The sequence below is a fragment of the Nocardiopsis ganjiahuensis DSM 45031 genome (assembly GCF_000341085.1).
GTDB classification, from domain to species: domain Bacteria; phylum Actinomycetota; class Actinomycetes; order Streptosporangiales; family Streptosporangiaceae; genus Nocardiopsis; species Nocardiopsis ganjiahuensis.
Window position 1 is genome coordinate 39412 of record NZ_ANBA01000015.1, and the last position, 25962, is coordinate 65373.

23 protein-coding genes are annotated in these 25962 nt (G+C 72.2%); 10 read left to right on the forward strand and 13 right to left on the reverse strand.

What is annotated here, in order from left to right:
• Positions 1–26 precede the first annotated feature (26 nt).
• Positions 27–770: a VOC family protein gene (locus tag D458_RS0121680; RefSeq protein ID WP_017588841.1), complete on the reverse strand. Its 744-nt coding sequence runs from the start codon at positions 768–770 to the stop codon at positions 27–29.
• A gap of 124 nt (positions 771–894) precedes the next feature.
• Between D458_RS0121680 and D458_RS0121685 the strand changes: the two genes are divergently transcribed.
• Positions 895–2175, forward strand: coding sequence for an MFS transporter (locus D458_RS0121685; RefSeq protein WP_017588842.1), 1281 nt, complete (start codon positions 895–897; stop codon positions 2173–2175).
• On the opposite strand, the gene D458_RS0121690 is transcribed toward D458_RS0121685, so the two are convergent.
• Positions 2159–2524 (reverse strand): winged helix-turn-helix transcriptional regulator, encoded by a 366-nt coding sequence (locus D458_RS0121690; RefSeq protein ID WP_239648034.1) that lies wholly within the window; start codon positions 2522–2524, stop codon positions 2159–2161. The genes D458_RS0121685 and D458_RS0121690 overlap by 17 nt on opposite strands.
• 93 nt (positions 2525–2617) lie before the next feature.
• Here D458_RS0121690 and D458_RS37990 point away from each other — a divergent pair, with 93 nt between their 5' ends.
• Complete coding sequence (locus D458_RS37990) at positions 2618–3244, forward strand: NADPH-dependent F420 reductase (protein ID WP_017588844.1); 627 nt, start codon at positions 2618–2620, stop codon at positions 3242–3244.
• A gap of 66 nt (positions 3245–3310) precedes the next feature.
• Complete coding sequence (locus D458_RS0121700) at positions 3311–3715, forward strand: hypothetical protein (protein WP_017588845.1); 405 nt, start codon at positions 3311–3313, stop codon at positions 3713–3715.
• 34 nt (positions 3716–3749) lie between these two features.
• Here D458_RS0121700 and D458_RS0121705 read toward each other — a convergent pair whose 3' ends face one another.
• The 6 genes from D458_RS0121705 to D458_RS0121730 form a co-directional block, all read right to left on the reverse strand.
• On the reverse strand, positions 3750–4325 hold the full coding sequence (locus D458_RS0121705; protein ID WP_026119557.1) for a hypothetical protein: 576 nt from the start codon (positions 4323–4325) through the stop codon (positions 3750–3752).
• A gap of 185 nt (positions 4326–4510) precedes the next feature.
• Positions 4511–5119 carry a TetR/AcrR family transcriptional regulator gene (locus tag D458_RS0121710; RefSeq protein WP_017588847.1) on the reverse strand — a complete coding sequence of 203 codons (609 nt, stop codon included), beginning with the start codon at positions 5117–5119 and terminating at the stop codon, positions 4511–4513.
• A gap of 34 nt (positions 5120–5153) precedes the next feature.
• On the reverse strand, positions 5154–6314 hold the full coding sequence (locus D458_RS0121715) for an acyl-CoA dehydrogenase family protein (RefSeq protein WP_017588848.1): 1161 nt from the start codon (positions 6312–6314) through the stop codon (positions 5154–5156).
• 8 nt (positions 6315–6322) lie between these two features.
• Positions 6323–8416 carry an acetyl/propionyl/methylcrotonyl-CoA carboxylase subunit alpha gene (locus D458_RS0121720; RefSeq protein ID WP_017588849.1) on the reverse strand — a complete coding sequence of 698 codons (2094 nt, stop codon included), beginning with the start codon at positions 8414–8416 and terminating at the stop codon, positions 6323–6325.
• 13 nt (positions 8417–8429) lie between these two features.
• The gene (locus D458_RS0121725; RefSeq protein WP_017588850.1) at positions 8430–10028 is read right to left on the reverse strand and encodes an acyl-CoA carboxylase subunit beta; all 1599 of its coding nucleotides are present in this window, start codon (positions 10026–10028) and stop codon (positions 8430–8432) included.
• A complete protein-coding gene (locus D458_RS0121730; RefSeq protein WP_017588851.1) occupies positions 10025–11788 on the reverse strand; it encodes an acyclic terpene utilization AtuA family protein in 1764 nt (587 codons plus the stop codon). The genes D458_RS0121725 and D458_RS0121730 overlap by 4 nt, the downstream gene beginning before the upstream one ends.
• A 152-nt stretch (positions 11789–11940) precedes the next feature.
• Here D458_RS0121730 and D458_RS0121735 point away from each other — a divergent pair, with 152 nt between their 5' ends.
• From D458_RS0121735 to D458_RS0121765, 7 genes are all read left to right on the forward strand, one after another.
• Positions 11941–12414 (forward strand): hypothetical protein, encoded by a 474-nt coding sequence (locus D458_RS0121735; RefSeq protein ID WP_017588852.1) that lies wholly within the window; start codon positions 11941–11943, stop codon positions 12412–12414.
• 323 nt (positions 12415–12737) lie between these two features.
• Positions 12738–14267, forward strand: a complete 1530-nt coding sequence (locus tag D458_RS0121740) for a long-chain-fatty-acid--CoA ligase (RefSeq protein WP_017588853.1) — start codon at positions 12738–12740, stop codon at positions 14265–14267.
• A gap of 79 nt (positions 14268–14346) precedes the next feature.
• On the forward strand, positions 14347–15324 hold the full coding sequence (locus D458_RS0121745) for a tripartite tricarboxylate transporter substrate binding protein (protein ID WP_017588854.1): 978 nt from the start codon (positions 14347–14349) through the stop codon (positions 15322–15324).
• On the forward strand, positions 15321–15857 hold the full coding sequence (locus tag D458_RS0121750; RefSeq protein ID WP_017588855.1) for a tripartite tricarboxylate transporter TctB family protein: 537 nt from the start codon (positions 15321–15323) through the stop codon (positions 15855–15857). The genes D458_RS0121745 and D458_RS0121750 overlap by 4 nt, the downstream gene beginning before the upstream one ends.
• A complete protein-coding gene (locus D458_RS0121755) occupies positions 15857–17392 on the forward strand; it encodes a tripartite tricarboxylate transporter permease (protein ID WP_017588856.1) in 1536 nt (511 codons plus the stop codon). The genes D458_RS0121750 and D458_RS0121755 overlap by 1 nt, the downstream gene beginning before the upstream one ends.
• A 130-nt stretch (positions 17393–17522) precedes the next feature.
• On the forward strand, positions 17523–18629 hold the full coding sequence (locus tag D458_RS0121760; RefSeq protein WP_026119560.1) for a hypothetical protein: 1107 nt from the start codon (positions 17523–17525) through the stop codon (positions 18627–18629).
• A gap of 79 nt (positions 18630–18708) precedes the next feature.
• Positions 18709–19284, forward strand: coding sequence for a hypothetical protein (locus D458_RS0121765; protein ID WP_017588858.1), 576 nt, complete (start codon positions 18709–18711; stop codon positions 19282–19284).
• 131 nt (positions 19285–19415) lie between these two features.
• Here the strand turns inward: D458_RS0121765 and D458_RS0121770 are convergent, their stop codons facing one another.
• From D458_RS0121770 to D458_RS0121790, 5 genes are all read right to left on the reverse strand, one after another.
• Positions 19416–20705, reverse strand: a complete 1290-nt coding sequence (locus D458_RS0121770; protein ID WP_017588859.1) for a thymidine phosphorylase — start codon at positions 20703–20705, stop codon at positions 19416–19418.
• Between the two features lie 85 nt (positions 20706–20790).
• Positions 20791–21222 (reverse strand): cytidine deaminase, encoded by a 432-nt coding sequence (locus D458_RS0121775; RefSeq protein ID WP_017588860.1) that lies wholly within the window; start codon positions 21220–21222, stop codon positions 20791–20793.
• Positions 21201–22793, reverse strand: a complete 1593-nt coding sequence (locus D458_RS0121780; RefSeq protein ID WP_017588861.1) for an ABC transporter permease — start codon at positions 22791–22793, stop codon at positions 21201–21203. Before D458_RS0121780 ends, D458_RS0121775 begins: the two co-directional genes overlap by 22 nt.
• Positions 22790–24268 carry an ABC transporter permease gene (locus D458_RS0121785; RefSeq protein ID WP_017588862.1) on the reverse strand — a complete coding sequence of 493 codons (1479 nt, stop codon included), beginning with the start codon at positions 24266–24268 and terminating at the stop codon, positions 22790–22792. Before D458_RS0121785 ends, D458_RS0121780 begins: the two co-directional genes overlap by 4 nt.
• On the reverse strand, positions 24265–25875 hold the full coding sequence (locus tag D458_RS0121790; protein WP_017588863.1) for an ABC transporter ATP-binding protein: 1611 nt from the start codon (positions 25873–25875) through the stop codon (positions 24265–24267). The genes D458_RS0121785 and D458_RS0121790 overlap by 4 nt, the downstream gene beginning before the upstream one ends.
• Positions 25876–25962 lie beyond the last annotated feature (87 nt).

Below are 25962 nucleotides of genomic sequence, written 5' to 3' on the forward strand. Positions count from 1 at the left end.
CGGATCGGCCTCGCCTCCCGCTCGCCCTAGGCGTCGCCGCGCCACTCCCGCAGTTCGACGGCGCGGTCCAGTTCCCGGTCGACCCGTTGGCGCTCCTCCTCGGTGAGCCGCACCGCCTCCAGCTCGGTCCGCCAGGCCTTCGCCCGCTCCGGGTCGTCCAGGGCCAGGGAGAGCTCGACCAGGGTGGCGTGGGCGAGGGCGCGGTCGACCGCCGAAGAGGTGTCCGCGTGCCTGCGCAGGGCGGACTTCAGGTGGCGGTAGGCGGCGAGGTCGTCGTTCTTGAACTCGCGGAAGTTGCGCGCCTGGTCCAGGGCCTTGGCGATGCCCTCCAGGTCCAGGGAGCCCCCGTAGTCGAGTCCTTCGGGCTCGTCGCGCCGGATGAAGATGAGGGAGTTCCCGGACGGGTCCATCAGGGTGAAGCGGCTGGCGCCGGGCCGGTAGCGGGTGATGCGCGGCAGGCCCCGGGCCAGGACCTTCCCGTGGGCGGCGCGCATGGCCGCGGTGAAGGCCGCGTGGTAGGGCGCCACCGCGTCGACCATGATCAGCGCTCCGCCGGTGTGCTCGTGGACGGGGTCGAGCCCCTTGGGCCCCGACCCGTAGTGCAGTTCGAACCCGCTCCACCGGAACGCCAGGTAGACGTAGGGCTTGAGCTGCTTCCAGGTGACCTCGAAACCGAGTTCCCCGTAGAAGTCGAGCGTGACCTGGGCATCGTGGGTGTGCAGGAGCGGGACCGCGGTCTCGTTGGCTCGGATCGTCTCGGTCTCGTTCATCCCGCCACCCTACTAGTCAAAATTGACTAGACGCACATGGAGCCTCCTCGGGCCTGCCGGGGCCTTCCCCGAACCAGCCCTCCTGACCTAACATGAACACTTCTCATGTCAGGTAGGTCACACTGTGCGCACACCCCCCGCGCAAGAGCCCCGCACTCCCCTCCCTCCCGCCCTCGCCGAACCCACCCGCAACGTCCGCGCCCTGTGGGTGGCCGGGATCAGCCTCGCCAACCTCGGCATGTGGATGGCCTTCTTCGGCCCCCTCCAGGTCCTGTTGCCCGAGCAGGTCGGCCGGGTCGCCCCCGCCGACAAGGAGACGGTCCTGGCCTGGGTCACCGGGATCGGGGCGGCCATGGCGATGATCGCCACCCCGCTGGCCGGGGCCCTGTCGGACCGCACCACCGGTCGGCTCGGGCGCCGCAGGCCCTGGGTACTGGCCGGCGCCGCACTCGGCGGCGCCGGGCTGGTCCTGCTCGGTACCCAGGAGAGCGTCCCGGGGATCCTGGTGGGCTGGTCGTTCGTGCAGACCGCGCTGTCCTGCCTGAACGCCACCCTGCTCGCCGCCGTCCCGGACCACGTGCCCCGGAGCCAGCGCGGCGCGGTCTCGGGCTGGATCGGTATCCCGCAGTCGGCCGGGGTCGTGGCGGCGGTCGTACTGGTCACCGTGGTCGTCACCGAGATCTCCCCCGGCTACACCCTCATCGGCGTCCTCACCCTCGTGTGTGCCCTGCCCTTCGCGCTGCTCTCCCCGGACCCGCCGCTGCCCCGCGAGTCCCGGCCGCCGTGGCGCGACTTCGGCCGGAGCCTGTGGGTGTCGCCCCGCCGCCACCCGGACTTCGCCTGGGCCTTCCTCACCCGGTTCCTCATCGGGACCGGCAACGCGATGTTCGTCCTCTACCTGCTGTACTTCCTCCGCGACGAGGTGGGCTACGAGGACCTCTTCCCGGGTTCCTCGGCCACCGACGGGCTGCTCACGCTGATCCTCGTGTACACGGCGGCGGTCGTGGCGACCACCGTGGTCGCGGGCGTGGTCTCGGACCGGATCGGGAAACGGCGCGGCATGGTGGCCTTCGCCGGGGTGGTGATGGGCCTGCCCGCGTTCGCGGTGGCCCTCACCCCCACCTGGACGGCGGTGGTGGTCTGCGCCGTGGTGCTCGGCGTCGGGTTCGGCGTCTTCCTGTCCGTGGACAACGCGCTGGTCACCGAGGTACTGCCGACCGCCGAGGGGCGTGCCAAGGACCTGGGCATCGTCAACATCGCCAGTTCGGGCCCGCAGGTGATCGCCCCGGCCCTGGCCGGTCCGATCGTGGTCCACCTGGGCGGTTACCCGGTGCTCTACACGGTCTGCGGGCTCGTCTCGCTGCTCGGCGCGGCGGCCGTCTGGAAGATCAGGGGCGTCCGCTGAGCCGGGCCTCGGCGAGGGTGTCGGCGTGCTCCCGCGTCCAGTCGGCCAGGGCGCGGACCGGCCCGTCCACGAACGACCTCCCGAGCGCGGTGAGGGCGTAGTCCACCCGGGGCGGGGCCTGCCGGTAGGAGCGCCGTTCGACCATCCCGCTGTCGAGCAGCCGGTGCAGGGACTCGGTGAGCGCCTTGTCGCTGATGCCCCCGATCACCGAGCGCAGGGCGCGGCGGCGCAGCGGCCCCTCGCTCAGCGCCGCGAGCAGCGTCGGGTCCCAGGTGTGCGCGAACAGGCTCGCGGCCTCGCGCAGCCGGCAGTCCGCGATGAACTCGTAGCAGCCGTGGGCGTCGTCCATACCCGCCATCATCGCCGATCCGTCACGTACCGATCGGTGCGCGACGGCCTGCCTACCGTGGTGCTCCCATCCACGAGCGGAGGAGACCGCGGTATGAGAATCGGTGTTCTGGGAACCGGAACGATGGCGAAGGCCCTGGGAACCGGCTGGTTGCGCGCCGGGCACGAGGTCACCGTGGGCGGACGCTCCCGGGACAGGGCGGAGGAGGTGGCGCGGGCGCTCGGCGAGCGGGCGGGTGCGGCCTCCCCCGCCGAGGCGGTGGCCGGGAGGGACGCGGTCCTGCTCGCGGTGGGCTGGGAGGGGATGGAGCCGGCGCTCCGCTCCGCCGGGGCACACGAGGGCTCCCTGGCCGGGGTCCCGGTGCTGGATCCGACCAACGCGGTGGAGCACGGGACCGGCGTCCTGCTTCCCGGGGGGTCGGCCGCCGGGCGCGTCGCCGAGCTCGCGCCCGGCGCCCGTGTGGTGAAGGCCTTCCACCTGTTCCCGGCGGCGTTCTGGGAGCGGCCGGCCGAGCAGAACTCGGAGGTGACCGTGGCGGTGTGCGGCGACGACCTCGATGCGCTGAGGACCAGCGGGCGGCTCGTCGCGGACCTGGGCGCGACCCAGGCCGTGCTGGGCCCGCTGGCCCGGGCCCGCCAGCTGGAGGAGGCGGCCGGGTTCCTGATGGGCCTGGCCCTCTCCGGTGTGGACCCGCACGCGGCTGTTCCAAGCCTTGGCTGAGCCCGGATCCGGGTCCTGTCCGTGTCGTCCCCGGCGTCCCGTGTCGGCCGGGGCCAGCATGGGGGCATGGACGAACAGGAAGCGTGGGACTGGCTGGTCAGGGAGCTGACAGGCGGGACGGAGGTGACCGTCCACCCCGGCGGGGCCGGAGCGCCGGTGACCTACCGGGCCACCAGCCGGGCCGAGGTCCTGCCGGGGGACCGCGGCATCCGGATCAGCTGTTTCCAGGGCCGGGAGCTGGAGGAGCCGCTGGTCCTGCACCTGGACCCGCCCTCCCTGGCCGCGCGGCTGCGGGATCTGGCCGAGGACGCGGTGGGGGCGTTCGGCACCCGGCACGACGAGGGCCTGGAAGAAGCCTGCTCGCTGCTCATGGTCCATCTGGAGGAGACCGTCGAGACCGCCCGGCCCGGCGAGATCCACCTGGTTCCCGCCCGGGGCGGCTTCGACTCCCTGCGCGAACCCCCGGCCTGAGGCCCGGGGCGGGGCTCCGGTTCCGGGGCCCGGGTCAATCCGTGACGGCGTCCAGGGTTCCGCTGTCGGCGCGGGTGTGCGAGGGCGCTTCCTCCCCGCGCTGACGGGCCGGTTCCCACCACCACCAGTGCGTGTCGGGCACCCAGGCGGGGACCGCCTCGACGGTGGCCGGGCTGGCGTCGGCCGCCACGGCCTCCAGAGCGTCGTCGATGCGCGGGAAGGCGTCCAGGTCGACCGGGCGCAGGACGGTCTGCAGCGGCACGAACTCGTCGCCGAGGAGCTGGAGCATGGAGCGTCGCCAGCAGGCGGGGCGGTAGCCCTCGTGCCGGCCGTTCTCGGCGGCGGTCTGGCTCCGCACCACGTACAGGCTGAGCCGGTCCGGGTTGTTGCCGCTCACCAGGAGGTCGGCGAGGGTCGCGTTGAAGTTCTGCCCCGCCGGGGACTGGCGTTCCGCCCTGGACGTCGCCTGGTAGAGATCGAAGAGCCGCGCGAAGGCGGTGTCCATGAGGACGTCGCGATCCCTGCCCCGCGCGGAGCTCTCCGCGAACGCGTCCACTGCCCGCCTGGCCAGGCCGGGAAGGTCCCTGCCCGTATCCGCACCCACCGGCACACCGCCTTGTCCGAAGAACCTGTTGTGAAGAACTGTCTTGATCGTGTCTGTGCCGAGATTTTGCCCGGCCTTTTCGATCATAATCGCCCACCGCGCCGGGGTGGTAGGCGGTTACCCGACAGTGAACAGCAGGGGAACCGAAGGGTGTGCGGGAGAGCGGCGGGCGGGCCGCCCGGCGATCCAGGTCAGGAGCCGGTCAGGGCCTGGTCGAGCATGCGGGCCCACTGGCGGACGATGTGGCGGCGGCGGGCGCCGTCGTCGGTGAGCAGATTGGCCAGGCCCAGCCCCCGGGCGAGGTCGAGGGTGGCCTGGACGGCCTCCCTCGTGCCGGGGACGGACTCGTCGGCGCCCAGCAGCTCCACGGCCGCGCGGTGCACCTCCCGTCCCACCTGTTCCTCCAGGGGGATGACGCGTTCGCGCAGGGCGGGGTCGCTGGCGGCTCCGGCCCACAGTTGGAGGGCGGCGTTGAAACCGGTCCCGTTGAAGGCGTCGACCACCATCTGCACCACCGCCTCGGTGCGGCCGGGCCCTTCGGGGACCGCTTCGGCGCGGCGGCGCAGCTCGGCGCCGCGGACGTCCACGATGTGCCGCAGCGCCGCGAGCAGCAGGTCCTCCCGGGTGGGGAAGTGGTGCTGCGCGGCGCCCCGGGACACCCCGGCGCGCTCGGCGACCGCGCCTACCGTGGCCCCCGCCACGCCGCGGTCGGACAGGCACCCCACCGCCGCGTCCAGCAGCCGGGCCCGGGTGGCCCGGCTGCGCTCCTGTCTCGGCTCCCGGTCGGATGCCGTCTCCACCGCACGCCTCTTCTCCGCTGTGGTGCCCCCGTGGTCAGTACGACTTGGGCAGGCCGAGGGACTGCTGGGCCACGTAGTTGAGGACCATCTCCCGGCTCACCGGGGCGATCCGGGCCAGACGGGAGGCGGCGATCGCCGACCCCAGTCCGTACTCGCTGGCCAGGCCGTTGCCGCCGAGGGTCTGCACGGCCTGGTCGACCGAGTGCACGCACGCCTCCGCGGCGGCGTACTTGGCCATGTTGGCCGCCTCTCCGGCGCCCGCGTCGTCGCCGGAATCGTAGCGGAGCGCCGCGTGCTGGGTCATCAGGCGGGCCTGCTCGACCTCGATCTTGACCTGGGCCAGCGGGTGGGCCAGCCCCTGGTGGGCGCCGATCGGTGTGTCCCGCCACACGACGCGCTCCTTGGCGTAGGCGACCGCCTTGTCGAGGGCGTGGCGGGCGCTGCCCGTGGCCAGGGAGGCGGCCATGATGCGTTCGGGGTTGAGTCCGGCGAAGAGCTGCAGGAGCCCGGCCTCGGGGTCGCCGACGAGGGCGTCCGCGGGCAGGCGGACGTCGTCCATGAACAGCTGGAACTGGTGGTCCGGACTGACGATGTCCATCTCGATCCGCCGGGCCTCGAACCCGGGGGTGTCCGTGGGGACGGCGAACAGCGCGGCGGACAGGCGCCCGGTGTCCTCGTCCTGGATGCGTCCGACCACGAGGACGGCGTCGGCGACGTCGACACCGGAGATGAAGGTCTTGCGGCCGTTGAGCACCCAGCCGTCGCCGTCGCGACGGGCGGTGGTGGTGATGCGGTGGGAGTTGGAACCGGCGTCGGGTTCGGTGATGGCGAAGGCCATGACGGCCTCGCCGGTGGCCAGGCCGGGCAGCCAGCGGCGGCGCTGTTCGGGGGTGCCGAAGCGGGACAGGACGGTGCCGCAGATGGCCGGGGAGACCACCATCATCAGGGTGGGGCAGCCCGCGGCGCTGAGCTCCTCCAGGACGGCGGCCAGGTCGCCGATGCCGCCGCCACCGCCGCCGTACTCCTCGGGGATGTTGACGCCCAGGTAGCCGAGCCCGCCGGCCTCGCGCCAGAGCTCGGTGAGGTAGGTCCCCTCCTTGGCCCTGGCCCTGTAGTACTCGGAGCCGTACTTGCCCGCGAAGTCGGCCACCGCGGCCCGGAGTTCGACGCGCTCGGAGGGTTCGTTGAAGGTCATGGCAGCGGTCACTGGTCGGGCCCTTCACTGTGGGGAGTGGTGTCGCTGTGGGGGTCGGTGTAGTCGAGGACGACGAGCGGCGCGCCGGCCGGTACGCGTTCCCCCGCTGCGATCGGGAGCTCCCGGACCGTGCCGGCGGCGGGGGCGGTGACGCGGTGCTCCATCTTCATGGCCTCCATCCGCAGGAGGGTCTGGCCCTCGCGGACCTGTTCCCCCACGGTGACGTCCACGGCGGTGACCGTGCCGGGCATGGGCGCGGGCAGGGCGCCGGGGTCGACGGTGGCCTCGGGTTCGGGGAGCGGGTCGACGGGGGTGAGGGTGACCGGGCCGAGAGCGGACTCGACGTACACGTCGGCGCCGCCCGGGTGCACGGTGACGGTGAAGGCGCGCCGCAGACCGTCCGCCTCCAGGACCACCTGGCCGGGGGCGGCCGAGAGCACCCGCACCCCCTCCCGCTCGGGCAGGTGCGTGCCGCGCACCGACAGGAAGGCCGAGGTGATCTCGCGCCCGTCGGGGGTGGTGTGGCGCCGCCGGTGCGGGGCCGAGGGCAGGTTGCGCCAGCCCGCGGGGATCCCGGCCGGGAGGGTGCCGCTTCCGCGCGCGGCCTCGACCGAGGCCAGGGAGGCGGCCAGCGCGGCCAGTTCCTCGGTCTCGGGTCCGGCGAGGGGCCGGGCGAGTCCGGCGAGGCGCTCACCGGTCAGGAACCCGGTGTGCAGGCGTTCGGGCCGCTCGTGGGCCTGGGCGAAGTCGGGGTGGCGCAGCGCGCGGACGAGCAGGTCGCGGTTGGTGCCCACCCCGTGCAGGCGGGCGTCGGCCAGGGCCGAGGAGAGGCGGCGCAGGGCGTCGCGCCGGTCGCGGCCGTAGGCGATGACCTTGGCCAGCATGGGGTCGAAGTCGGTGCCGACGGTGTCGCCCGCTTCCACTCCGTGGTCCAGGCGGACCCCGGGCCGGGTGAGCGGGGTGAAGCTGACGGTGGCGGCGGGGACGTCGAAGGCGTGCAGGACGCCGGTCCGCGGCCGCCAGTCGTTGCGGGGGTCTTCGGCGTACAGGCGGGCCTCGACGGCGTGGCCGTGCGGCGCGGGCGGTTCGGCGCCGGGCAGGGGTTCGCCCTCGGCGATGCGCAGCTGCCACTCCACCAGGTCCAGGCCGGTGACGCACTCGGTGACGGGGTGTTCGACCTGGAGGCGGGTGTTCATCTCCAGGAAGACGGGCTCCCCGAGTCCCGCCTCGGTGACGGGCACGAGGAACTCGGCGGTTCCGGCGCCGGTGTAGCCGATGGCGGAGGCGAGGTCGCGTGCTGCCCGGTGCAGGCGCCGGCGCGTCTCCTCGGGCAGTCCGGGGGCCGGCGCCTCCTCCAGGACCTTCTGGTGGCGGCGCTGCGCCGAGCAGTCGCGTTCGCCCAGCGCCCAGACGGTGCCGTGGTGGTCGGCGAGGACCTGGACCTCCACGTGGCGGCCGCGTTCCACGTAGGGCTCGCAGAACACCGAGGGGTCGCCGAAGGCCGAGGCGGCCTCGGTGCGCGCGGCCTGGGCCTCGGCGGCGAGGTCGGCGAGGCCGCGGACCACGCGCATGCCGCGTCCGCCGCCCCCGGACACCGCCTTGACCAGGACGGGGAGGTCGTCGGCGCGTACGTCGTCGGGATCGAGGGCGTCGGCGACCGGCACCCCGGCGTCGCGGGCGACCTTCTTGGCGAGGGTCTTGGAGCCCATCCGCTCGACCGCGTCGGCGGGCGGGCCCACCCAGGTCAGCCCGGCGCCGGTGACGGCGCGGGCGAAGGCGGCGTTCTCGGACAGGAAGCCGTAGCCGGGGTGGACGGCGTCGGCACCGGCCGTTCGGGCGGCGGCGACCAGCGCGTCCGGGTCGAGGTAGGCGTCGACGGGGCCGCGCCCTTCGGGGACGGTCAGGCACACGGCGGTGTCGGCCTCACGCACGTGCGCGGCGTTCTCCTCACCGGGGGCGTGCACGGCGGCGGTGGCCACGCCCAGGGTCCGGCAGGTGCGGATGACACGGCGGGCGATCTCGCCGCGGTTGGCCACCAGCAGCGTGCCGATGGGGCGGGTGGTTTCGGGACTGGTGGGGACGGTGTGGGGTGTGTGGGTCATGGTCCTCCCCTTCTCACATTCGGAAGACACCGAAGCGGTCGGTGCCGCGTACCGGTGCGTTGCTGGCGAAGGACAGGCACAGCCCGAGGACGGTGCGGGTGTCGCGGGGGTCGATGACACCGTCGTCGTAGACCCGGCCGGACAGGAACATCGGCAGGGACTCGGCCTCGATCTGGTTCTCGACCAGTTCGCGCATGGCCGCGTCCTGGTCGTCGTCGTAGGGCCGGCCCTTCTTGGCGGCCGAGGCCCGCGAGACGATCGAGATGACCTCGGCGAGCTGCTTGGGCCCCATGACGGCGGAGCGGGCGCTGGGCCAGGAGAAGAGGAAGCGCGGGTCGTAGGCGCGACCGCACATGCCGTAGTGCCCGGCGCCGTAGGAGGCGCCGATGAGCACGGAGAAGTGCGGGACGGTGCTGTTGGAGACGGCGTTGATCATCATCGAGCCGTGCTTGATGATCCCGCCCTGCTCGTACTCGGCGCCGACCATGTAGCCGGTGGTGTTGTGCAGGAAGACCAGGGGCGTGTCCGACCGGTTGGCCAGCTGGATGAACTGGGTGGCCTTCTGGGACTCGGCGCTGAAGAGCACACCGTTGGCGTTGGCCAGGATGCCCACGGGGTAGCCGTGCAGGGTGGCCCAGCCGGTGACCAGCCCGGGGCCGTAGGACGGTTTGAACTCGTCGAACTCCGAGCCGTCCACCACACGCGCGACGACCTCACGGGGGTCGACCGGGACCTTGAGGTCGGGCGGCATGATCCCGAGGAGCTCCTCCGCGGGCAGGAGGGGTTCGCGGACCTCGGCGGCCGGCGCGGGACCGGCCTTGGTGTGGTTGAGGCGGGCCACGATGCGGCGGCCGATGCGGATGGCGTCGTGTTCGTCCTCGGCCAGGTGGTCGGCGAGCCCGGAGACCTCCGCGTGCATGCGCGCGCCGCCCAGGGACTCGTCGTCGCTCTCCTCGCCGGTGGCCGCCTTGACCAGCGGCGGGCCGCCGAGGAAGACCTTGGAGCGGTCCCTGACCATGACCACGTGGTCGCTCATGCCGGGCACGTAGGCGCCGCCCGCGGTGGAGTTGCCGAAGACCAGGGCGATGGTGGGGATGCCCGCGGCCGAGAGCTGGGTGAGGTGGCGGAAGGTACCTCCGCCCGGGATGAAGATCTCCTTCTGGGTGGGCAGGTCGGCGCCGCCCGACTCCACCAGGCTGATCATCGGCATCCGGTTGCGCTCGGCGATCTCCCCGGCGCGCTGGGACTTCTTGAGGGTCCAGGGGTTGCTGGAGCCGCCGCGCACCGTGGGGTCGTTGGCGACGATCACGCACTCCACGCCCGAGACCACGCCGACACCGGTGACGGTGCTCGCGCCCACGTGGAAGTCGCTGCCCCACGCGGCCAGCGGGGAGAGTTCGAGGAAGGGGCTGCCCTCGTCCAGGAGGAGTTCGATGCGTTCGCGGGCCAGCAGACCGCCCCGGGAGCGGTGCCGTTCGACGTAGCGCTCACCTCCCCCGGCCAGGGCCTTGGCGTGTTCGGTGTCCAGTTCGGCCAGCTTGGCGAGCATGGTGTCCCGGGCCTCGGCGTAGGCCGGGCCCCGGGTGTCGAGTCTGGAGGTCAGGACGCTCACGGGCCCTCCTCGGGCAACGGGGTCTCGGACGGGGCGGTCTGGGGCAGCAGGGACTCGGGGATCCGGACGCGGCGGGCGCGCAGCCACTCCCCCAGTCCCTTGGCCTGGGGGTCCAGGCCTTCCCTGCGGGCCGTGCCGGGGGCGAGGAGCCCTTCGATCCAGAAGTTGGCGGCGCGCAGGGAGGGCAGCAGGTGGCGGGTGATCCTCAGGTCCGCGGTCTCCGGGAGGATCTCGCGCAGCGCGTCAACGGTGAGGGTGTGCGCCAGCCACCGCCAGCCCTCGTCGGATGCGGCCCACACGCCCACGTTGGCGTCGGCGCCCTTGTCTCCGCTGCGAGCCCCCAGGACCAGGCCGATCGGGGCCGACCGGGTGGGGCCTTCGGGCAGGGGTTCCGGCAGCGGCGGTTCGGGGACCTCCGTCAGTTCCCTGGTGCGCTCGGGCGGCGGGACGCTCTCGAGGTCGCCGTCGGGGGTGATGACGGTGTGCTCGACCTCGGTGGACGGGACCAGCGCGTGGGTGACGGTCACCCCGTCGGGGCGGGCGTCGCGCGGCGGCGCGGTGATGTGGAATCCGGCGTAGCTGCCCAGGGCCAGTTCCACGGCGGCGGCGCCGAAGCGGCGGCCGATGACGGAGGGGTCGTGGTCGCGGGCGACCACGCGCAGCCGGGCGGTGGCCGCGTCCTGGGTGTCACCGTGGGGGTCGGGGGCCGGGGTGAACTCGAAGCTCAGATCACCCGGCCGGTTGCGGGCCAGGGCGGCTCGCAGTTGGCGTTCGGCGAGGTCCGCCTTGGCCCGGGCGTCCAGGCCGGTGAGGAGGAACTCGACCTCGTTGCGGAAACCGGAGATCCCGGTCAGGCCGACCTTGAGGTCCGGTGGGGGGTCCTCCCCGGTCACCCCGCTGATCCGTACGCGGTCGTCTCCCTCCTGGGTCAGCCGGACCGTGTCCAACCGGGTGGTGACGTCGGGGCCGGGGTAGCGGGCGCCCGCGATCTCGTAGACGAGTTGGGCGGTGACGGTTCCGACGGTGACCGCCCCGCCGGAACCGGTGTGCTTGGTGATGACCGAGGAGCCGTCGGCGCTGATCTCGGCGATCGGGAAGCCGGGGTGGTCCAGGCTGCGGCCGGCGAGCTCACCGGTCAGGGCGTAGTTGCCGCCGGTGGCCTGGGTGCCGCACTCGATGACGTGTCCGGCGGCGGTGGCCCCGGCGAGGGCGTCGAGGTCGTCGCGGGTCCAGCCGAAGTGGGAGACGGCCGGTCCGACGGCGAGGGAGGCGTCGGTGACGCGGCCGGTGACGACGATGTCGGCGCCCGCGTCCAGGCAGCGGGCGATGCCGAAGGCGCCGAGGTAGGCGTTGGCGGTCAGGGGGGTGCCGAGGTTGAACTCCTCGGCGCGGTCCAGCAGGTCGTCACCGGTGACGCAGGCGATGCGCGGTTCGAAGCCGAGGCTGTCGGCGAGCTCGGTGAGCTTGTCGGCCAGTCCCCGGGGGTTGAGGCCGCCCGCGTTGGTGACCACGCGCACGCGGCGTTCCATGATGATCGCCAGGCACTCGCGCATCTGTTTCAGGAAGGTTCTGGCGTAGCCCCGGCTCGGATCGGCCAGCTGGTCGCGGCCGAGGATGGCCATGGTGAGTTCGGCCAGGTAGTCGCCGGTGAGGACGTCCACGGGGCCTTCGGTGAGCATCTCGTGGGCGGCCGAGAGGCGGTCACCGTAGAAGCCGGAGGCGTTCCCGACCCGCAGAGAGGGGGCTGGTGTAGCGGTCATGGCAAAGAGAGTGACACCGGACACAGAAAAAAACAAGCACTCGTGATTGTTTCTCCCCGTAACGGCCCTCCGGGGCGATATGGCCGGAACCGGCCGCAGTTGACTCGTTACGGACACGGGCGACGGGAAAGGCGAGCGGTATTTTGGCGCGGGTGAGTACCTCCCCAGAAGACACCGCCCCCACCAAGACGCCCTCCTCCACCGAGAGCCCTTCGGCCACCGAGGAGGCTCCCGAGGCCTCCGCTTCCACCGGGGCCTCGCCCGCCGCCGACGAGGCCTTCCTCGCCGGACGGCCCGCCCCGAACCGGAGCACCCTGTTCGGCCCCGAGACCTTCAGCATCGCCGGGCTCCTCATGCTGGTCACGACCCTGCTGTCCACCCAGCTGATCAGGATCTTCAACCAGCAGACCCTCACCGGCTCGTACGGCGCCCTCACCCTGGAGGTCCGGGGCGAGCTGATCGGCGCCGGGCTGCTCTCCGCCCTGGCCGTCGTGTTCGCGGCCGTCGCCCTGGTCAGGTCCGGGTCGAGCACCCGGCAGTGGGCCCGCCAGCTGGCCGCGGCGACCGTGCTGGTGGGAGTCCTCCTCGCACTCATGACGGTGCTGTCGTACCTGCTGCTGGCCTGAACCCGCCCACACCGCGACCACACCCCCAGGGGCCGAGGACACCGTCCACGGCCCCTTTCCCGTGCGCCGGGAAGACCGGCGCCACCTCCTGTTACACCTGCCTCCGCCTGCACCTCGAGTGACGAATGTCCGCTATTGCCCCCGCCTTGGGGATGTGCTTAGAATCACAGGAAACCTAACACTGGTAGGTTAACCGATTCTCCAGGCCCCACCTGTGGGAACACGCCTCCCCGTGCAGGCCCCGCCCCCGCGGGGCTCCCGCCCGCAACCCCGGCCCGGCCGTCCGCGAAGGTCGCCGGGCGCCCGAGTCCACCGGGAGGACGATGAGACTCTCACTCACGACCCTGCTGTCCGACCCCGCCCGACGCTTCCCCGAACGGACGGCCCTCGTCTCCGGCACGGAGAGGCTCACCTACGGGCGGCTCTGGAAGGAGGTCCTCGAGCACGCGGGGGCACTCCGCTCCCTCGGAGTCGCCGAGGGGGACCGCGTCGCGCTCCTGGCCGGGAACCACACCGACTTCGTCCGCTGCTACTACGCGGTGCTCGCCGTCGGAGGCACGGTCCTGCCGCTGGCCCCCATGCTCACCTCGCGGGAGATCACCCACCTGCTCACCGCCGGCGGATCCCGGCTCCTCCTGAGCCGGGAGGAGCACCTGGACACGGCCCGCGAGGCCGGCCGGGAGGCCGGGGCGGCCGTGCACCGCATCGGCCCCTCCTCCGAGGAGGGCACCCTCGCGTCCCTGGCCGAGCGCACCCCCGCCCTGGACCGGGCCGTGGCCCGGCGCCCCGAGGACCCCGCCGTGGTGCTCTACACCAGCGGCACCACGGGACGGCCCAAGGGCGCCGTGCTCACCCACCTGAACCTGGTCATGAACGCGACCGTGAACGCCTTCGACAACCACCCGTTCGACCGCCACGAGACCGTCCTCGGCTGTCTGCCCCTGTTCCACACCTTCGGGCAGACCGTCGCGCTCAACACCACGTTCCGGCTGGGCGGCACCCTCGTCCTGCACGAGCGCTTCTCCCCCGCCGCGGCGATCGAGCTCATGCGGACCGAGGGCGTCACCGTGTTCCTCGGCGTCCCCACCATGTACAGCCGCCTGTCCGAGGCCGTCCGAACGGAGGACGTCGGCGCGCTCCCCGCCCTGCGCTTCTGCGTCTCGGGAGGCGCCGCCCTGCCCGTGGCCCTGCTGCGGCGCTTCGAGAAGGAGTTCGACACGGTCGTCCACGAGGGCTACGGCCTCTCGGAGACCTCCCCCACGGCCAGCACGAACCAGCCCGCCTTCGGAACCCGCGAGGGCACCGTCGGGCACGCCGTCTGGGGTGTGGAGGTGGAGATCGCCGACGCCGGGAACGAGGACTCCGTCGTGCTCCTGCCGCCGGACGAGCGCGGGGAGATCGTGGTCCGCGGACACAACGTGTTCGCCGGCTACCTGGACGACCCCGAGGCCACGGCCGCCGCGCTCCAGGACGGCTGGTTCCGCACCGGGGACATCGGCGTCCGCTCCCCCGACGGGTTCGTCAGCATCGTCGACCGCAAGAAGGACCTCATCATCCGCGGCGGCTACAACGTCTACCCGCGCGAGGTGGAGGAGGTCCTCGCCCAGCGCTCCGACCTGGCCCAGGTCGCCGTGATCGGGCTGGACCACCCCGAACTGGGCGAGGAGGTGTGCGCGGTCGTGGTGCCGGCCGCCGGGGTCGGAGTCGACCCCGAGGAGGTCGTCACCTGGTCGCGTACCCGGATGGCCGCGCACAAGTACCCGCGCAGGGTCGAGGTGGTCTCCGAGATGCCCATGGGCCCCAGCCACAAGGTCCTCAAACGCGAACTGCGCGCCCGGCTCCGGCCGCGGTGACCACCGCTCCGGACCACACGCCGACCCACACCCGACCGACACCCTCCAGGCACGACCGTCGTCAACGTAAGGCGCACCGATGACCCGACGACTCGCCCTGCCCGCACTCGCGTCCGCCCTGGCCCTGGCGGCCACGGCATGCGGAGGCGAAGCAGCCACGGCCGATCCCGACCGCTACCCCGAACGCCCCGTCACGATGCTGGTGGGCTTCGCCCCCGGCGGGGGCACCGACACCATCGCCCGCAACGTCGCCCGCTGCCTGAACGAACGGCTCGACCGCGAGGTCGTGGTCGAGAACAAGCCCGGCGGCAGCCAGGCCATCGCCCTCAACGACCTGCTCGGCGCGCCCGCCGACGGCCACACCATGGCCATGGTGACCACCAGCGGACCCGTGGTCGTCCCGCTCCGCGTCCCCACCGTGGGCTACGACAAGGACGACTTCACCCAGCTCAACGAGGTCACCCACGCACCCTCCGTCCTGATCACCCCGGCGGACCTGCACGAGGAGGTCGGCCCCGGGTTCCTCGACCGGGAGGAGGACCTGGTGGTCTCCACCCCCGGCGCCCTCAGCGCGCCCCACCAGACCCTGAACCTGCTGGCCGACGTCAGGGGCGCGCCCCTGCGCGCCGTCCCCTACGAGGGGTCCCGGCCCGCCATCACCGCACTGCTGGCCGGGGACGTGGACGCCGTGTTCACCGAGAGCTCCAAGGAGGTCATGGACCAGCTGGAGGACACGGGACTGCACGTCTCGGTCTCCGGCGGACAGGAGCGGATGCCGCACATCCCGGACGTGCCCACCTTCGAGGAGCTGGGCTACGACGGGCTGCCGATGTCCGACTCCTTCTGGTTCCCCGTCCTGCACGGGGACACCCCCGACGAGCTCGTGGAGCTGTTGGAGGGGCACACGCGCTCCTGCGCCGAGTCCCCGGAGCTCGCCGAGGCCGTGGGTGAGGACTACGTCGCCAACGACCGTCCCACCTCCTCGGATCTGAGCAGGCAGGTCATGGACGCGATGCACGAGAGCTTCGTCGCGCTGATCCGGGAGGAGGAGTCGTGAGCAGCCCCGGTACCCCCGAAACCCTCGACACGGCCGACGGCCCCGGCGGCCCGGCGGACTTCGAGGCCGACAGGACGACCCGGCCCGTGTGGCCCCAGCGGCTGGTGTGGGGCGGCTTCGGCGGCCTCGTCGTGCTGGGCTCGGTCCTGCTGGGGCCGGGCTCGCCCCGGGAGCCCGGCCCGGGCTTCTGGCCCCTCGCCGCGGGGGCGCTCATCCTGGTCGCCGCCTTCGCCATCAGGCCGCCCGTCGGCGACGAGCCCTCCGAGGAGGTCTTCAGCCACAACCCCCGCCGCCTGGTGACGGCCCTGGTCAGCATGGCGGTGTTCACCGCCCTGTTCGCCGTGGCCGGCCTGGTGCTGCCGGTGTTCGCCCTCCAGCTGCTGTGGCTGCGCGTCCTCGCCGGGATGCGCTGGTGGACCGCGCTCCTGCTCTCGGCGGCGGTGACCGCGTTCCTGACGGCGGGCCTGGTGTACGGGCTCAACATCCCCCTGCCTCCCGACCCGATCATCGCGCTCCTGAAGGGAACGAGCTGATGAACCACCTCGACAGCGTCCTCCACGGCTTCCAGGTGGCCCTCCAACCCGGAAACCTCGTGTTCGTGGCCCTGGGCGTCCTCATCGGCACCTTCATCGGCGTCCTGCCCGGCCTGGGCCCGACCGCCACCATCGCCCTGCTCCTGCCCCTGACCTACGTGCTGGACCCGGCCCCCGCGATCATCCTGCTCGCCGGGATCTACTACGGGTCCGTCTACGGCGGAACCATCACCTCGGTGCTGTTGCGCATCCCCGGGGAGGCCTCCTCGGTGGTGACCACCTTCGACGGGTACCCGATGGCGCAGAAGGGCCGGGCCGGACCGGCCCTGGGGATCGCCGCCGTGGGCTCCTTCGTCGGCGGGATCACCGCGACCGTCTTCCTGGTGGTGCTGGCTCCCCTGCTCGCCGGGGTCGCCCTGAACTTCGGGCCGCCCGAGTACACACTCGTCGCCCTGACCGGGGTCCTGCTCGTGGCGTGGATGGGCAACGTGTCCGTCGGCCGGGCGCTGGTCGCCGCCGGGCTGGGGCTCTTCCTGGCCACCGTCGGCCTCGACTCCGTCTCGGGGGAACCGCGGTTCACCCTCGGCAGCACCGACCTCCTCGCAGGGCTGAGCTTCATCCCCATCGCGATGGGCCTGTTCGGGCTCGGTGAGGTGCTGTACAGCATCGACAAGAGCCCCACCGGCACGAAGATCAAGCACAAGATCGGCCGGATCTGGCCCTCGCGCGCCGACTTCCGCCAGTCCGGCGGGGCCCTGGCGCGCGGCACCCTCCTCGGCAGCGTCCTGGGGCTGCTGCCCGGTGGCGGCAGCGTGGTCTCGTCGATGACCGCGTACGTGGTGGAGAAGCGCCGGGCCAAGGACCCCTCCCGGTTCGGCAAGGGCGCCATCGAGGGCGTGGCGGGGCCCGAGGCGGCCAGCAACGCCGGGTCCACCACCGCCTTCGTTCCCCTGCTCACCCTGGGCATCCCGCCCAACGTGGTGCTGGCCCTGCTCTACGGGGCCCTGCTCATCCAGGGCATCACCCCCGGACCGTCCCTGATGGTCAACCAGCCCGACGTGTTCTGGGGTGTGATCGCCTCGATGTTCGTCGGGAACGTTCTGCTGCTGGTGTTCAACACCGCGCTCATCGGCGCCTGGGTGCAGGTCCTGCGCGTGCCCATCACCATCCTGTCGACGGTCGCCCTGGTCGTGATGCTGATCGGCGTGTACACCGTGCAGAACCGGGTGTCCGACATCGTCGTGATGCTGGTGTTCGGGCTGCTCGGGTACGCCCTGCGCAAGTTCGGCTACGAGGTGGGACCGCTGGTGCTGGCGTTCATCCTCGGCGGCATCCTCGAGGTCTCGTTGCGCCAGTCGCTGCTGATCTCCGGGGGTGACTTCTCGATCTTCGTCACCCGCCCGGTCTCCCTGGGCATCCTCGCGGTGGTCGCCGTGGTCGTGCTCGTGGCCTTCGGCCGCCGCTGGGCCCTGTCCCGCCGCGGGATCGCCCCGGCCCAGGAGGAGAGGGCCCCGGAGGACGCGGAGCGCTCCTGACCGCTCACCCTGCCGACACGAGTGTCGCCGGGCGGCACCCGATCGGCCACGGTTCGGCCACCGGAAGCCGACCATCCTCACAGAACCGGAATACTGTCACGGGTTCATCCCCCATCTCCCGAGGAGAACCGTGAAATCCCCCGAACCCTCCGCCCCCGTGCCCCCGGGGCCGGAGACCTCCCCCGGCACCACCCCCGGCCCGGCCTCCGCGCCCGACGGCCCCCGAACCCGAAGCGGGCTGGTCGTCGGCGCGGTCGCCGAGCGGCTCACCGGCGAGGGGGCCCACGTCCTCCTCAGCTCCAGCGTCGACCACACCCACACCATCTCGGAGGCGGGGAGCGCATCCAGCCCTACGCACTGCGCCAGCGGCGACTTCCTGCACCGGACCCCCGAGCTGGCCCCGGCCCCGCCCCTGATCAGCGCACCCTCCTGGGACCTGGTCGCCGGTGCCCTGGCCGAGGTCGTGGCGGACGACGGACACGAGGTGGTGGCCGTCCTCGACAGCCCCATCAGTTCCACCCCCGACATCACCCGGGAGTCCGCCGTCCTGGCCCTGGAGGCGTCGGGGGTCACCGTCCTGCCCGAGATCGAGAGGATCCCGCTGTTCCAGCCCCCGGGCGATGAGGAATTCGACCCCGAGGCGGTCGCCGCCGACCTCATGGGGCAGGAGGTGGAGGCCGTCATCGTCACGGACTCGCTGTTCGGGTTCGACATCACGGCGGAGCTTCTCTCCGCCGGGATGGACCCCGGCGGGGTGTACCTGGAGACCCTGCTCCACGAGCTCATGGAACCGGGCGCCTTCGAGGAGACGGGCCTGCCCGCCGAGGGTGTCACGGTGGTCGGCCACCCCACGGGCGGCCCCGGGTTCGCCCCCGAGGACGTGGATACCTGGAAGCCGGTGCCCAGCCACGGCGGGAACGGCGGCGCACTGTACGACTGCGTGCTGACCACCGCCCTGGCCGCCGAGGCCGCGGGCACCGTGGACCCGGCCGAGATCGCCGCGCACATGCCCGGCGTCACCAGCGGGGAGACCGCCTGCACCGGCTACGCGCCCTGTGTCTCCCTGCTGCGCGAGGGCGGGACGATCTCCTACGTCGGGCCCCGGGGGCCCTTCACGTGGAACGAGGAGGGGATGCTGGTCGACGCGACCCTGAACGTGCTCCGGCTCGGCGCCGACGGCACACCCGGCGAAGCCGAGTCCCGTGCCTTCGAATTCCTCCCGGCAGCGGGACGGTAATCGGATCTTGGTGGTTTCCCGGGGGTGAGCAGGCGATTCTTAGGTCCCGCTTACCCGGACCCGCAGGTACGTTGGCCGCGTGAGTACCGCACCGGAAGACAACACCAGGCCCGAGAACATCAACAGACCCACCGAGGGCTCCCCGCAGCCCAAGTTCGAGCCGGGGGTCGCCACGGAGCCTCCCGTCACGCCGGAGGACCCGGGTGCCGCGGCGGGCGGCCCCGGCGGTGAGGAACTCGACCACGGGTACGACCACGAGTTCGAGGCCGCCCCGGTCGAACCCCGGCCGGGCGGCGCGTTCTCCTCGGAGACGCTGAGCATCATCAGTGTGGCGTTCCTCGCCGTGACCGTCCTCTCCGGCCAGCTGCTGGAGATCCTGACCAGCATGATCCTGGTCGGCGGGCAGGCCATCGACCCGAACCAGATCCGCCAGATCGAGATGCAGATCTGGACGGGCGGCGCGGTGGCCCTGCTCACCGTGCTCGCCGCGACCCTGGCGCTCGCCCTGCTCAACAGGGGCACCCGCAACTGGGCGCGGTGGACCGCCACCGCGACGGCGGTCGTGGGCTTCCTGTTCGTCCTGGCGGCCGCCACCGCGTTCCTGCTGATCCCGGACGCCGCTCCGCAGCAGATGATGCCGCCCGTCATGGAGTAGTACGGCTTTCGAGGATGCGCGGGAGGGGCCGGCACCGGTGCCGGCCCCTCCGCTCGTGTGTGCCCGGCGCAGGAGGACCCCACGGGAACCCGCGTCCCGGGGTTCAGGAGACCGAGCTCAGAAGATCGGTCTCAGGAGATGCGGTCGATGAGCAGCGGGTCGGCTTTCCGGACCGCCGCGTCCTCGATGTCGAAGGACCCTTCCAGGGCCTCGGCGGCGCGGTCGAAGCGCTCGGGCTCGTCGGCGTGCAGGGTGAACAGCGGCTCACCCGTCCTGACCTCCTCGCCCGGCTTGGCGTGCAGGGTGACCCCGGCGCCGAAGGACACCGCGTCCTCCTTGCGGGCACGGCCCGCGCCCAGGCGCCAGGCGGCCAGGCCCACCTGGTAGGCGTCCAGCCTGGTCAGCACACCGTCGGCGGGCGCGAGCACCACGCGGTGCTCGGCCGCCTCGGGCAGGGGCGCGTCCGGGTCGCCGCCCTGGGCGCGGACGAGGTCCTTCCAGGCCTCCAGGGCGCTGCCGTCGCGCAGGGCCTCCGCGGGGTCCTTCACGCCGTTCTCGCCGGGGGTCAGCCCGGTCGCCAGCAGCATCTCGCGGGCCAGGGCCACGGTGAGCTCCACGACGTCGGCGGGGCCGCCGCCGGAGAGCACCTCCACGGCCTCGGCGACCTCCAGCGCGTTGCCGACCTGGCGACCCAGGGGCGTGGCCATGTCGGTGAGCAGGGCGACCGTGCGCACGCCGTGGTCGTTGCCGATGTCCACCATGGTGCGGGCCAGTTCGCGGGCGGAGTCGGCGTCCTTCATGAACGCGCCCGAGCCCACCTTGACGTCGAGGACCAGGGCGGCGGTGCCCTCCGCGAGCTTCTTGCTCATGATGGAGGCGGCGATGAGCGGGATGGACTCCACGGTGCCGGTGACGTCGCGGAGCGCGTAGAGCTTGCGGTCGGCCGGGGCCAGCCCGGTCCCGGCCGCGCAGATCACGCCGCCGGTCTCGGTGATGACCTTCCGCATCTCCTCGGTGGACAGCGACGCGCGCCAGCCGGGGATCGACTCCAGCTTGTCGAGGGTGCCGCCGGTGTGGCCGAGCCCGCGCCCGGACAGCTGCGGGACGGCCGCGCCGCAGGCGGCGACGGTGGGCGTGAGCGGCAGGGTGATCTTGTCGCCGACCCCGCCCGTGGAGTGCTTGTCGGTGGTGGGACGGGCCAGGTCGGAGAAGTCCAGACGGTCGCCGGAGGAGAGCATCGCCTCGGTCCAGCGGCTCACCTCGGCGCGGTCCATGCCGCGCAGGAAGATCGCCATCGCCAGCGCCGCCATCTGCTCCTCGGCCACCTCACCACGGGTGTAGGCCCCGATCACCCAGTCGATCTGCTCCGGGGAGAGCGTTCCCCCGTCGCGCTTGGCTCGGATGATCTCGATGACGTCCATGTCATGTTCCTTCCGTGGTGAGAAGCGGTGGAAAAGGCGTCTCCCCGGCCGCCGTGGCTCGGCGACCGGGGAGACGCCCGGCGGGTCAGGCCAGGTTGTGCGGCCCGAAGGCCTGCGGCAGCACACGCTCCATGGGCCAGACGCCCTCGGGTGTGTCCACCAGCAGCTCCGGTCCGCCGTGTTCGTACAGCAGCTGGCGGCAGCGCCCGCACGGCATCAGGGTCTCACCCCGGCCGTCCACGCAGGCGAAGGCGACCAGGCGCCCGCCTCCGGTGGCGTGCAACGCGCTGACCAGGCCGCACTCGGCGCACAGGCCCACGCCGTAGGAGGCGTTCTCCACGTTGCAGCCGCTCACGGTCCGGCCGTCGTCGACCAGCGCCGCCGCACCCACCGGGTAGTTCGAGTAGGGCGCGTAGGCGTTGGCCATGGCCTCCCGGGCCGCCGCCCGCAGGGCCTGCCAGTCCACCGCGGCGGTGTCGTTCCCAGCGTGTCCGGTCATGATCTGCTCGCCCTCCACTGCTTACCGATCGCGGCCGGCGGCCGCAGGCTCTGCGAGGCCAGCGAGAGCACCAGCAGGGTGGCGATGTGCGGGCTGTACGTGGCCAGCTCGCGTGGCAGCGAGTCGGTGCCGAAGTACCAGAACAGCAGCAGCGATGCCGCGCCGACGGCCAGGGCCGCCAGGGCCGTGGCCCGTTTCTTGGTCTTCCACATCGCGGCGAGAGCAGCCGCGGCACCGAGCAGGGTCAGCACGACGAAGGCGGTGGTCATGGACGCGCCGCCGCCGGCGAAGGAGCTCACCCAGTAGGCCAGGGCGCCGGCCGTCAGCAGCCCGACGGAGACCAGTGCGAGCGGGGGCGTGCCCTTCTCGCGGGTGCTCCAGAGGGCCAGGACCAGGCCGACCAGCAGCAGGAGCGCCGAGACCGGGTAGAGCGCCCCGGACAGGGAGGCCAGCGGACCGGCCGCGGTGAACGCGTACAGCAGCGCGCCGAGGACGGCGGCCACCGAGCCGATCCGGCCGAGCAGGGCCGCGCGCGTGCTCCACAGCGTCCAGGCCAGCAGGGCCGCCACGAACAGCAGGAGCATCGCGTGGATGGCCTCGCCGCCGCCGCGCAGCTGGAGGGCGTCGGTGTAACCGAACAGCCCGGCGCCCATGGCCAGACCGCCGGGGCGCCAGTTGCCGAAGATCATCGCGGCCAGACCGATGTAGCCGCGGCCGCCGGTCTGCCCCTCCTGGTAGATGTTCGAGGCCACCATGGCCAGGAACGCGCCGCCCATACCGGCCAGACCGCCGGAGACGACGACCGCGATGTACTTGAGGCGGTAGACGGCCACACCGAGCGACTCGGAGGCGTCGGGGTTCTCACCGACCGACCGCAGCCGCAGGCCGAAGGTGGTCTTCCACAGCACCAGGTAGGTGAGCGGGACCATCAGGAGCGCGACGAGGGTGAACGCCGACATCCGGGTGGTCAGGCCGATCACCATGTTCGCCAGGTCGCTGACCAGGAACAGGCCGCTGGCCGCCACGGGTCGCAGCAGGTCCGGGACGACCGGCAGGTTGAGTGTCGGGAAGCCCGGTGTGGTCGGTGACTGCGCGGCTCCGGCGCCGGGGATGTCCGCGTACACCAGGATCGACAGGTAGCGCATCGCGCCGAGCATGAGGATGTTGATCGCCACACCGGACACGATGTGGTCCACCGCGAAGGTCACCGTGGCGACCGCGTGCAGCAGACCGCCGGCCATACCGGCGAGGACGCCGGCGATCAGGCCGATCCACGGGTCGCCGGTGCTCCAGGCGAAGTAGGCACCGAACCAGGTGCCCAGGATCATCATGCCCTCGAGGCCGATGTTGATGATGCCCGCCCGCTCGGCCCACAGACCGCCGAGGGCGGCCAGGCCGATGGGTACGGCGAAGGTGAGCGTGGTGCGGACGGTGCCCGAGTCGGTGAGCATGTCCTGGCCGGTGATGACGCGGAGGCCGGCCAGGGAGACGAGCACCGCGGCGAACAGGGTGAGGAAGCGCCAGCGCGACCATCCCCTGGGCCGTGACCGCGGCTTCACCGCTTCCTTGATGTTCAGTTCCTGGCTCACTGTGCCTCCCCGCTGGACTCGACGGTCCTGCCGAGCTGCTTGCCGATCTGCTGCTGCTGGTAGCGACGGCCCCAACGGTGCACGACCTCGTAGACCACGACGACCGTGAGGACGATGGTGGCCTGCGCGATGACCGCGATCTCCTGCGGGATGCCGTCGAAGGGCAGGATGCCCGCCGCCTGGTCCAGGAAGGCCCACAGCAGCGCGGCGAAGACGATGCCCACCGGGTGGTTGCGGCCCAGCAGGGCGATGGCGATACCGATGAAGCCGATACCCGCCGGGAAGTCCAGCGCGTAGTAGTGCGAGTGGCCGAGCAGCTGGGGCAGGCCCACCAGCCCGGCGATCATGCCCGAGAAGAGCATGGACAGGAAGACCATCTTCTTGACGTTCACGCCGCTGGCCTCGGCCGCGGTCTGCGACTGGCCGGTGGCCCGCAGCTCGAAACCGAAGCGGGTGCGGTTGAGCATCATCCAGTAGAGGACACCGACCGCGGCGGCCAGGAAGACGAGGCCGTAGATCTCCCGCTGCGAGCCGAGGAAGCCCGCGGGGATGCCCGGCACCCACGCCGACTCGGGCATGGGCGGCGTGCCGATGTTGTTGGTGCTGATCTCCACCGCGAGGCGGTCGGTGCTCAGCAGGTAGGCGGTGATGCCGGTGGCGATCGCGTTGAGCATGATCGTGGAGATCACCTCGGACACCCCGCGCGCCACCTTGAGGTAACCGGCGATGCCGGCCCACACACCGCCGACCACGATGGCAGTGGCGATGATGACGATCTGGCTGATCACCGGCGGCAGCACGAGGTAACCGCCCACGGCCGCGGCCAGCAGCGCCGCGAGCCGGTACTGGCCGTCCACGCCGATGTTGAACAGCTTCATCTTGAAGCCGATCGCCACGGCCACGGCGGCCAGGTAGTACGTGATGCTGCTGTTGATGATCTGGACCATGCTGTCCGGCCGGGTGCCGAACTCGGCCATCCGCCCGAAGGTCTGGAACGGTGCGATACCGCTGAAGTACAGCACGGCGGCGGTGACGGCGATCGCGATCACGCCGGCGGACAGGACCGCGGCGAAGGACAGCGCCATCATCGCGGCCAGGCGGTGGAACAGCACGAACGCCAGGGCCGAGCCGACCAGCGCGCCGAGAGCCGCCGCGACGGGTTCGATCAGCTGGAGGTCCAGTACCCAGGCGGAGACCAGGCCGCCCGCCACCGCCAGGATGAACGACATCGGGAGGACGAGGACGTTGTGGAGGGGCGTGCCCTCCTCCTTGGTCCCGTCGGCCCCGATCCGGCGCTCGTCCGGGGTGATCGGCGCCAGCGCCGCCACGAGGCCGAAGGCCAGCGTGACGCCGATGAGGAGCGCCGCCCACCACAGGAGGAACAGGTCCAGGGCGAAGGTGGCCGCGACCCCCAGGACCACGGCCAGGAGAAGGACGACGGGTGCCGCGACGGTGCGGCGTCCGGAGTTACTCATGCGCCGCCCTCGCTCTCGTTCCGGTTGGTGCCCTCAGCACCGCTGCCACCTTCTGTCGTGTGCGCGTCCGCGCCGTCCAGCCCGGCGCCGGTCATGGCGGAGCCGAGCTGTTCGGGGGTGACGCTGGTCGGGTCGGCCTCCGCGACCAGGCGGCCGCGCAGGATGACGTGGAGTGTGTCGGACATGCCGATGAGCTCGTCGAGGTCGGCGGAGATCAGCAGGACGGCCAGCCCGGCGGCGCGCGCCTCGCGCAGCTGCTCCCAGATGGCCGACTGCGCGCCCACGTCCACGCCCCGGGTGGGGTGCGCGGCGACCAGAAAGCGCGGGTCCCCGCTCATCTCACGGCCGATGATGAACTTCTGCTGGTTGCCCCCGGACAGCGCGTCGGCGATGACGTCGATGTTGGGGGTGCGCACGTCGTACTCGGAGACGATGCGCTCGGAGTCGGCGCGGGCCCCGGCCCGGTTGATCCAGGAGCCCCTGACGCTGGGCCGGCGGGTCTGGTGGCCCAGGATCCGGTTCTCCCACAGCGGGGACTCCAGCAGCACGCCGTGCCGGTGGCGGTCCTCGGGGATGTAGCCGACCCCGGCCTCGCGGATGCGCAGCGTGGCCCAGTCGGTGATGTCCCGGCCCTCGAGGGTGATGGTGCCGGAGGCGATCCGGCGCATGCCCATGATGGCCTCGATCAGTTCGGACTGGCCGTTGCCCTCGACGCCGGCGATACCGACGATCTCGCCCTGGCGGATGTCCAGGGAGACGTCGTCGACGACGGGCCGGTCCTCCGGCGAGCGCACGGTGACCCCGGTCATCGACAGGACGACGTGGTCGGTGACGGTGGACTCGCGCAGCTCGGGCACGGGCAGCTCGCCGCCCACCATGAGTGTGGCCAGCTCGCGGGCGGTGGTGGCGCGCGGGTCGGCGGTGGCCACCGTGGTGCCGCGGCGGATCACGGTGATCTCGTCGGCGACCGACAGGACCTCGTCGAGCTTGTGCGAGATGAAGATGACCGTGAGGCCCTCGCGCTTGAGCTCGCGCAGGTTGTCGAAGAGCTCGTCGACCTCCTGCGGGACCAGGACGGCGGTGGGCTCGTCCAGGATGATCGTCTCGGCGCCGCGGTAGAGGACCTTGAGGATCTCCACGCGCTGGCGGTCGCCGACGCCCAGTTCCTCCATGAGGCGGTCGGGGTCGACCCCGAGCCCGTACTGGGCGGACAGCTCCTGGATGCGGCTCCTGGCGTTGCGGCCGATGCCGTGCTTGCGCTCGGCGCCCAGGACCACGTTCTCCAGCACGGTGAGGTTGTCGGCGAGCATGAAGTGCTGGTGCACCATGCCGATGCCGTGCCTGATGGCGTCCGAGGGCGAGTTGAAGCGTACTTCCTGGCCCCGGACCAGGATCTGGCCCTCGTCCGGCTTGTGCATGCCGTACAGGGTCTTCATCAGCGTGGACTTGCCTGCGCCGTTCTCGCCGACGATGGCGTGCACGGTACCGGGAGCCACGGTGATGTCGATGTCGTGGTTGGCCACGACGCCGGGAAAACGTTTCGTGATCCCGTGCAGCTCAACAGCGAAGGGCTCCAAGGCCTCGTCGCCCGATGGCGTGCTGCTCATCTTTCTCCTCGTGGAAACAGCAACGTGGCGCACGGGACCGGTGTGGTCGTGTCCGGACGCCCTCGTCGCGGAAAACGGCAACCGGGA

Coding starts and splice junctions, on each gene's coding strand:
- D458_RS0121680 (WP_017588841.1), bottom strand. CDS start 770: ATGAACGAGACCGAGACGATCCGAGCCAACGAGACCGCGGTCCCGCTC.
- D458_RS0121690 (WP_239648034.1), bottom strand. CDS start 2,524: ATGGACGACGCCCACGGCTGCTACGAGTTCATCGCGGACTGCCGGCTG.
- D458_RS37990 (WP_017588844.1), top strand. CDS start 2,618: ATGAGAATCGGTGTTCTGGGAACCGGAACGATGGCGAAGGCCCTGGGA.
- D458_RS0121700 (WP_017588845.1), top strand. CDS start 3,311: ATGGACGAACAGGAAGCGTGGGACTGGCTGGTCAGGGAGCTGACAGGC.
- D458_RS0121715 (WP_017588848.1), bottom strand. CDS start 6,314: ATGACCTTCAACGAACCCTCCGAGCGCGTCGAACTCCGGGCCGCGGTG.
- D458_RS0121720 (WP_017588849.1), bottom strand. CDS start 8,416: ATGACCCACACACCCCACACCGTCCCCACCAGTCCCGAAACCACCCGC.
- D458_RS0121730 (WP_017588851.1), bottom strand. CDS start 11,788: ATGACCGCTACACCAGCCCCCTCTCTGCGGGTCGGGAACGCCTCCGGC.
- D458_RS0121740 (WP_017588853.1), top strand. CDS start 12,738: ATGAGACTCTCACTCACGACCCTGCTGTCCGACCCCGCCCGACGCTTC.
- D458_RS0121745 (WP_017588854.1), top strand. CDS start 14,347: ATGACCCGACGACTCGCCCTGCCCGCACTCGCGTCCGCCCTGGCCCTG.
- D458_RS0121755 (WP_017588856.1), top strand. CDS start 15,857: ATGAACCACCTCGACAGCGTCCTCCACGGCTTCCAGGTGGCCCTCCAA.
- D458_RS0121770 (WP_017588859.1), bottom strand. CDS start 20,705: ATGGACGTCATCGAGATCATCCGAGCCAAGCGCGACGGGGGAACGCTC.
- D458_RS0121785 (WP_017588862.1), bottom strand. CDS start 24,268: ATGAGTAACTCCGGACGCCGCACCGTCGCGGCACCCGTCGTCCTTCTC.
- D458_RS0121790 (WP_017588863.1), bottom strand. CDS start 25,875: ATGAGCAGCACGCCATCGGGCGACGAGGCCTTGGAGCCCTTCGCTGTT.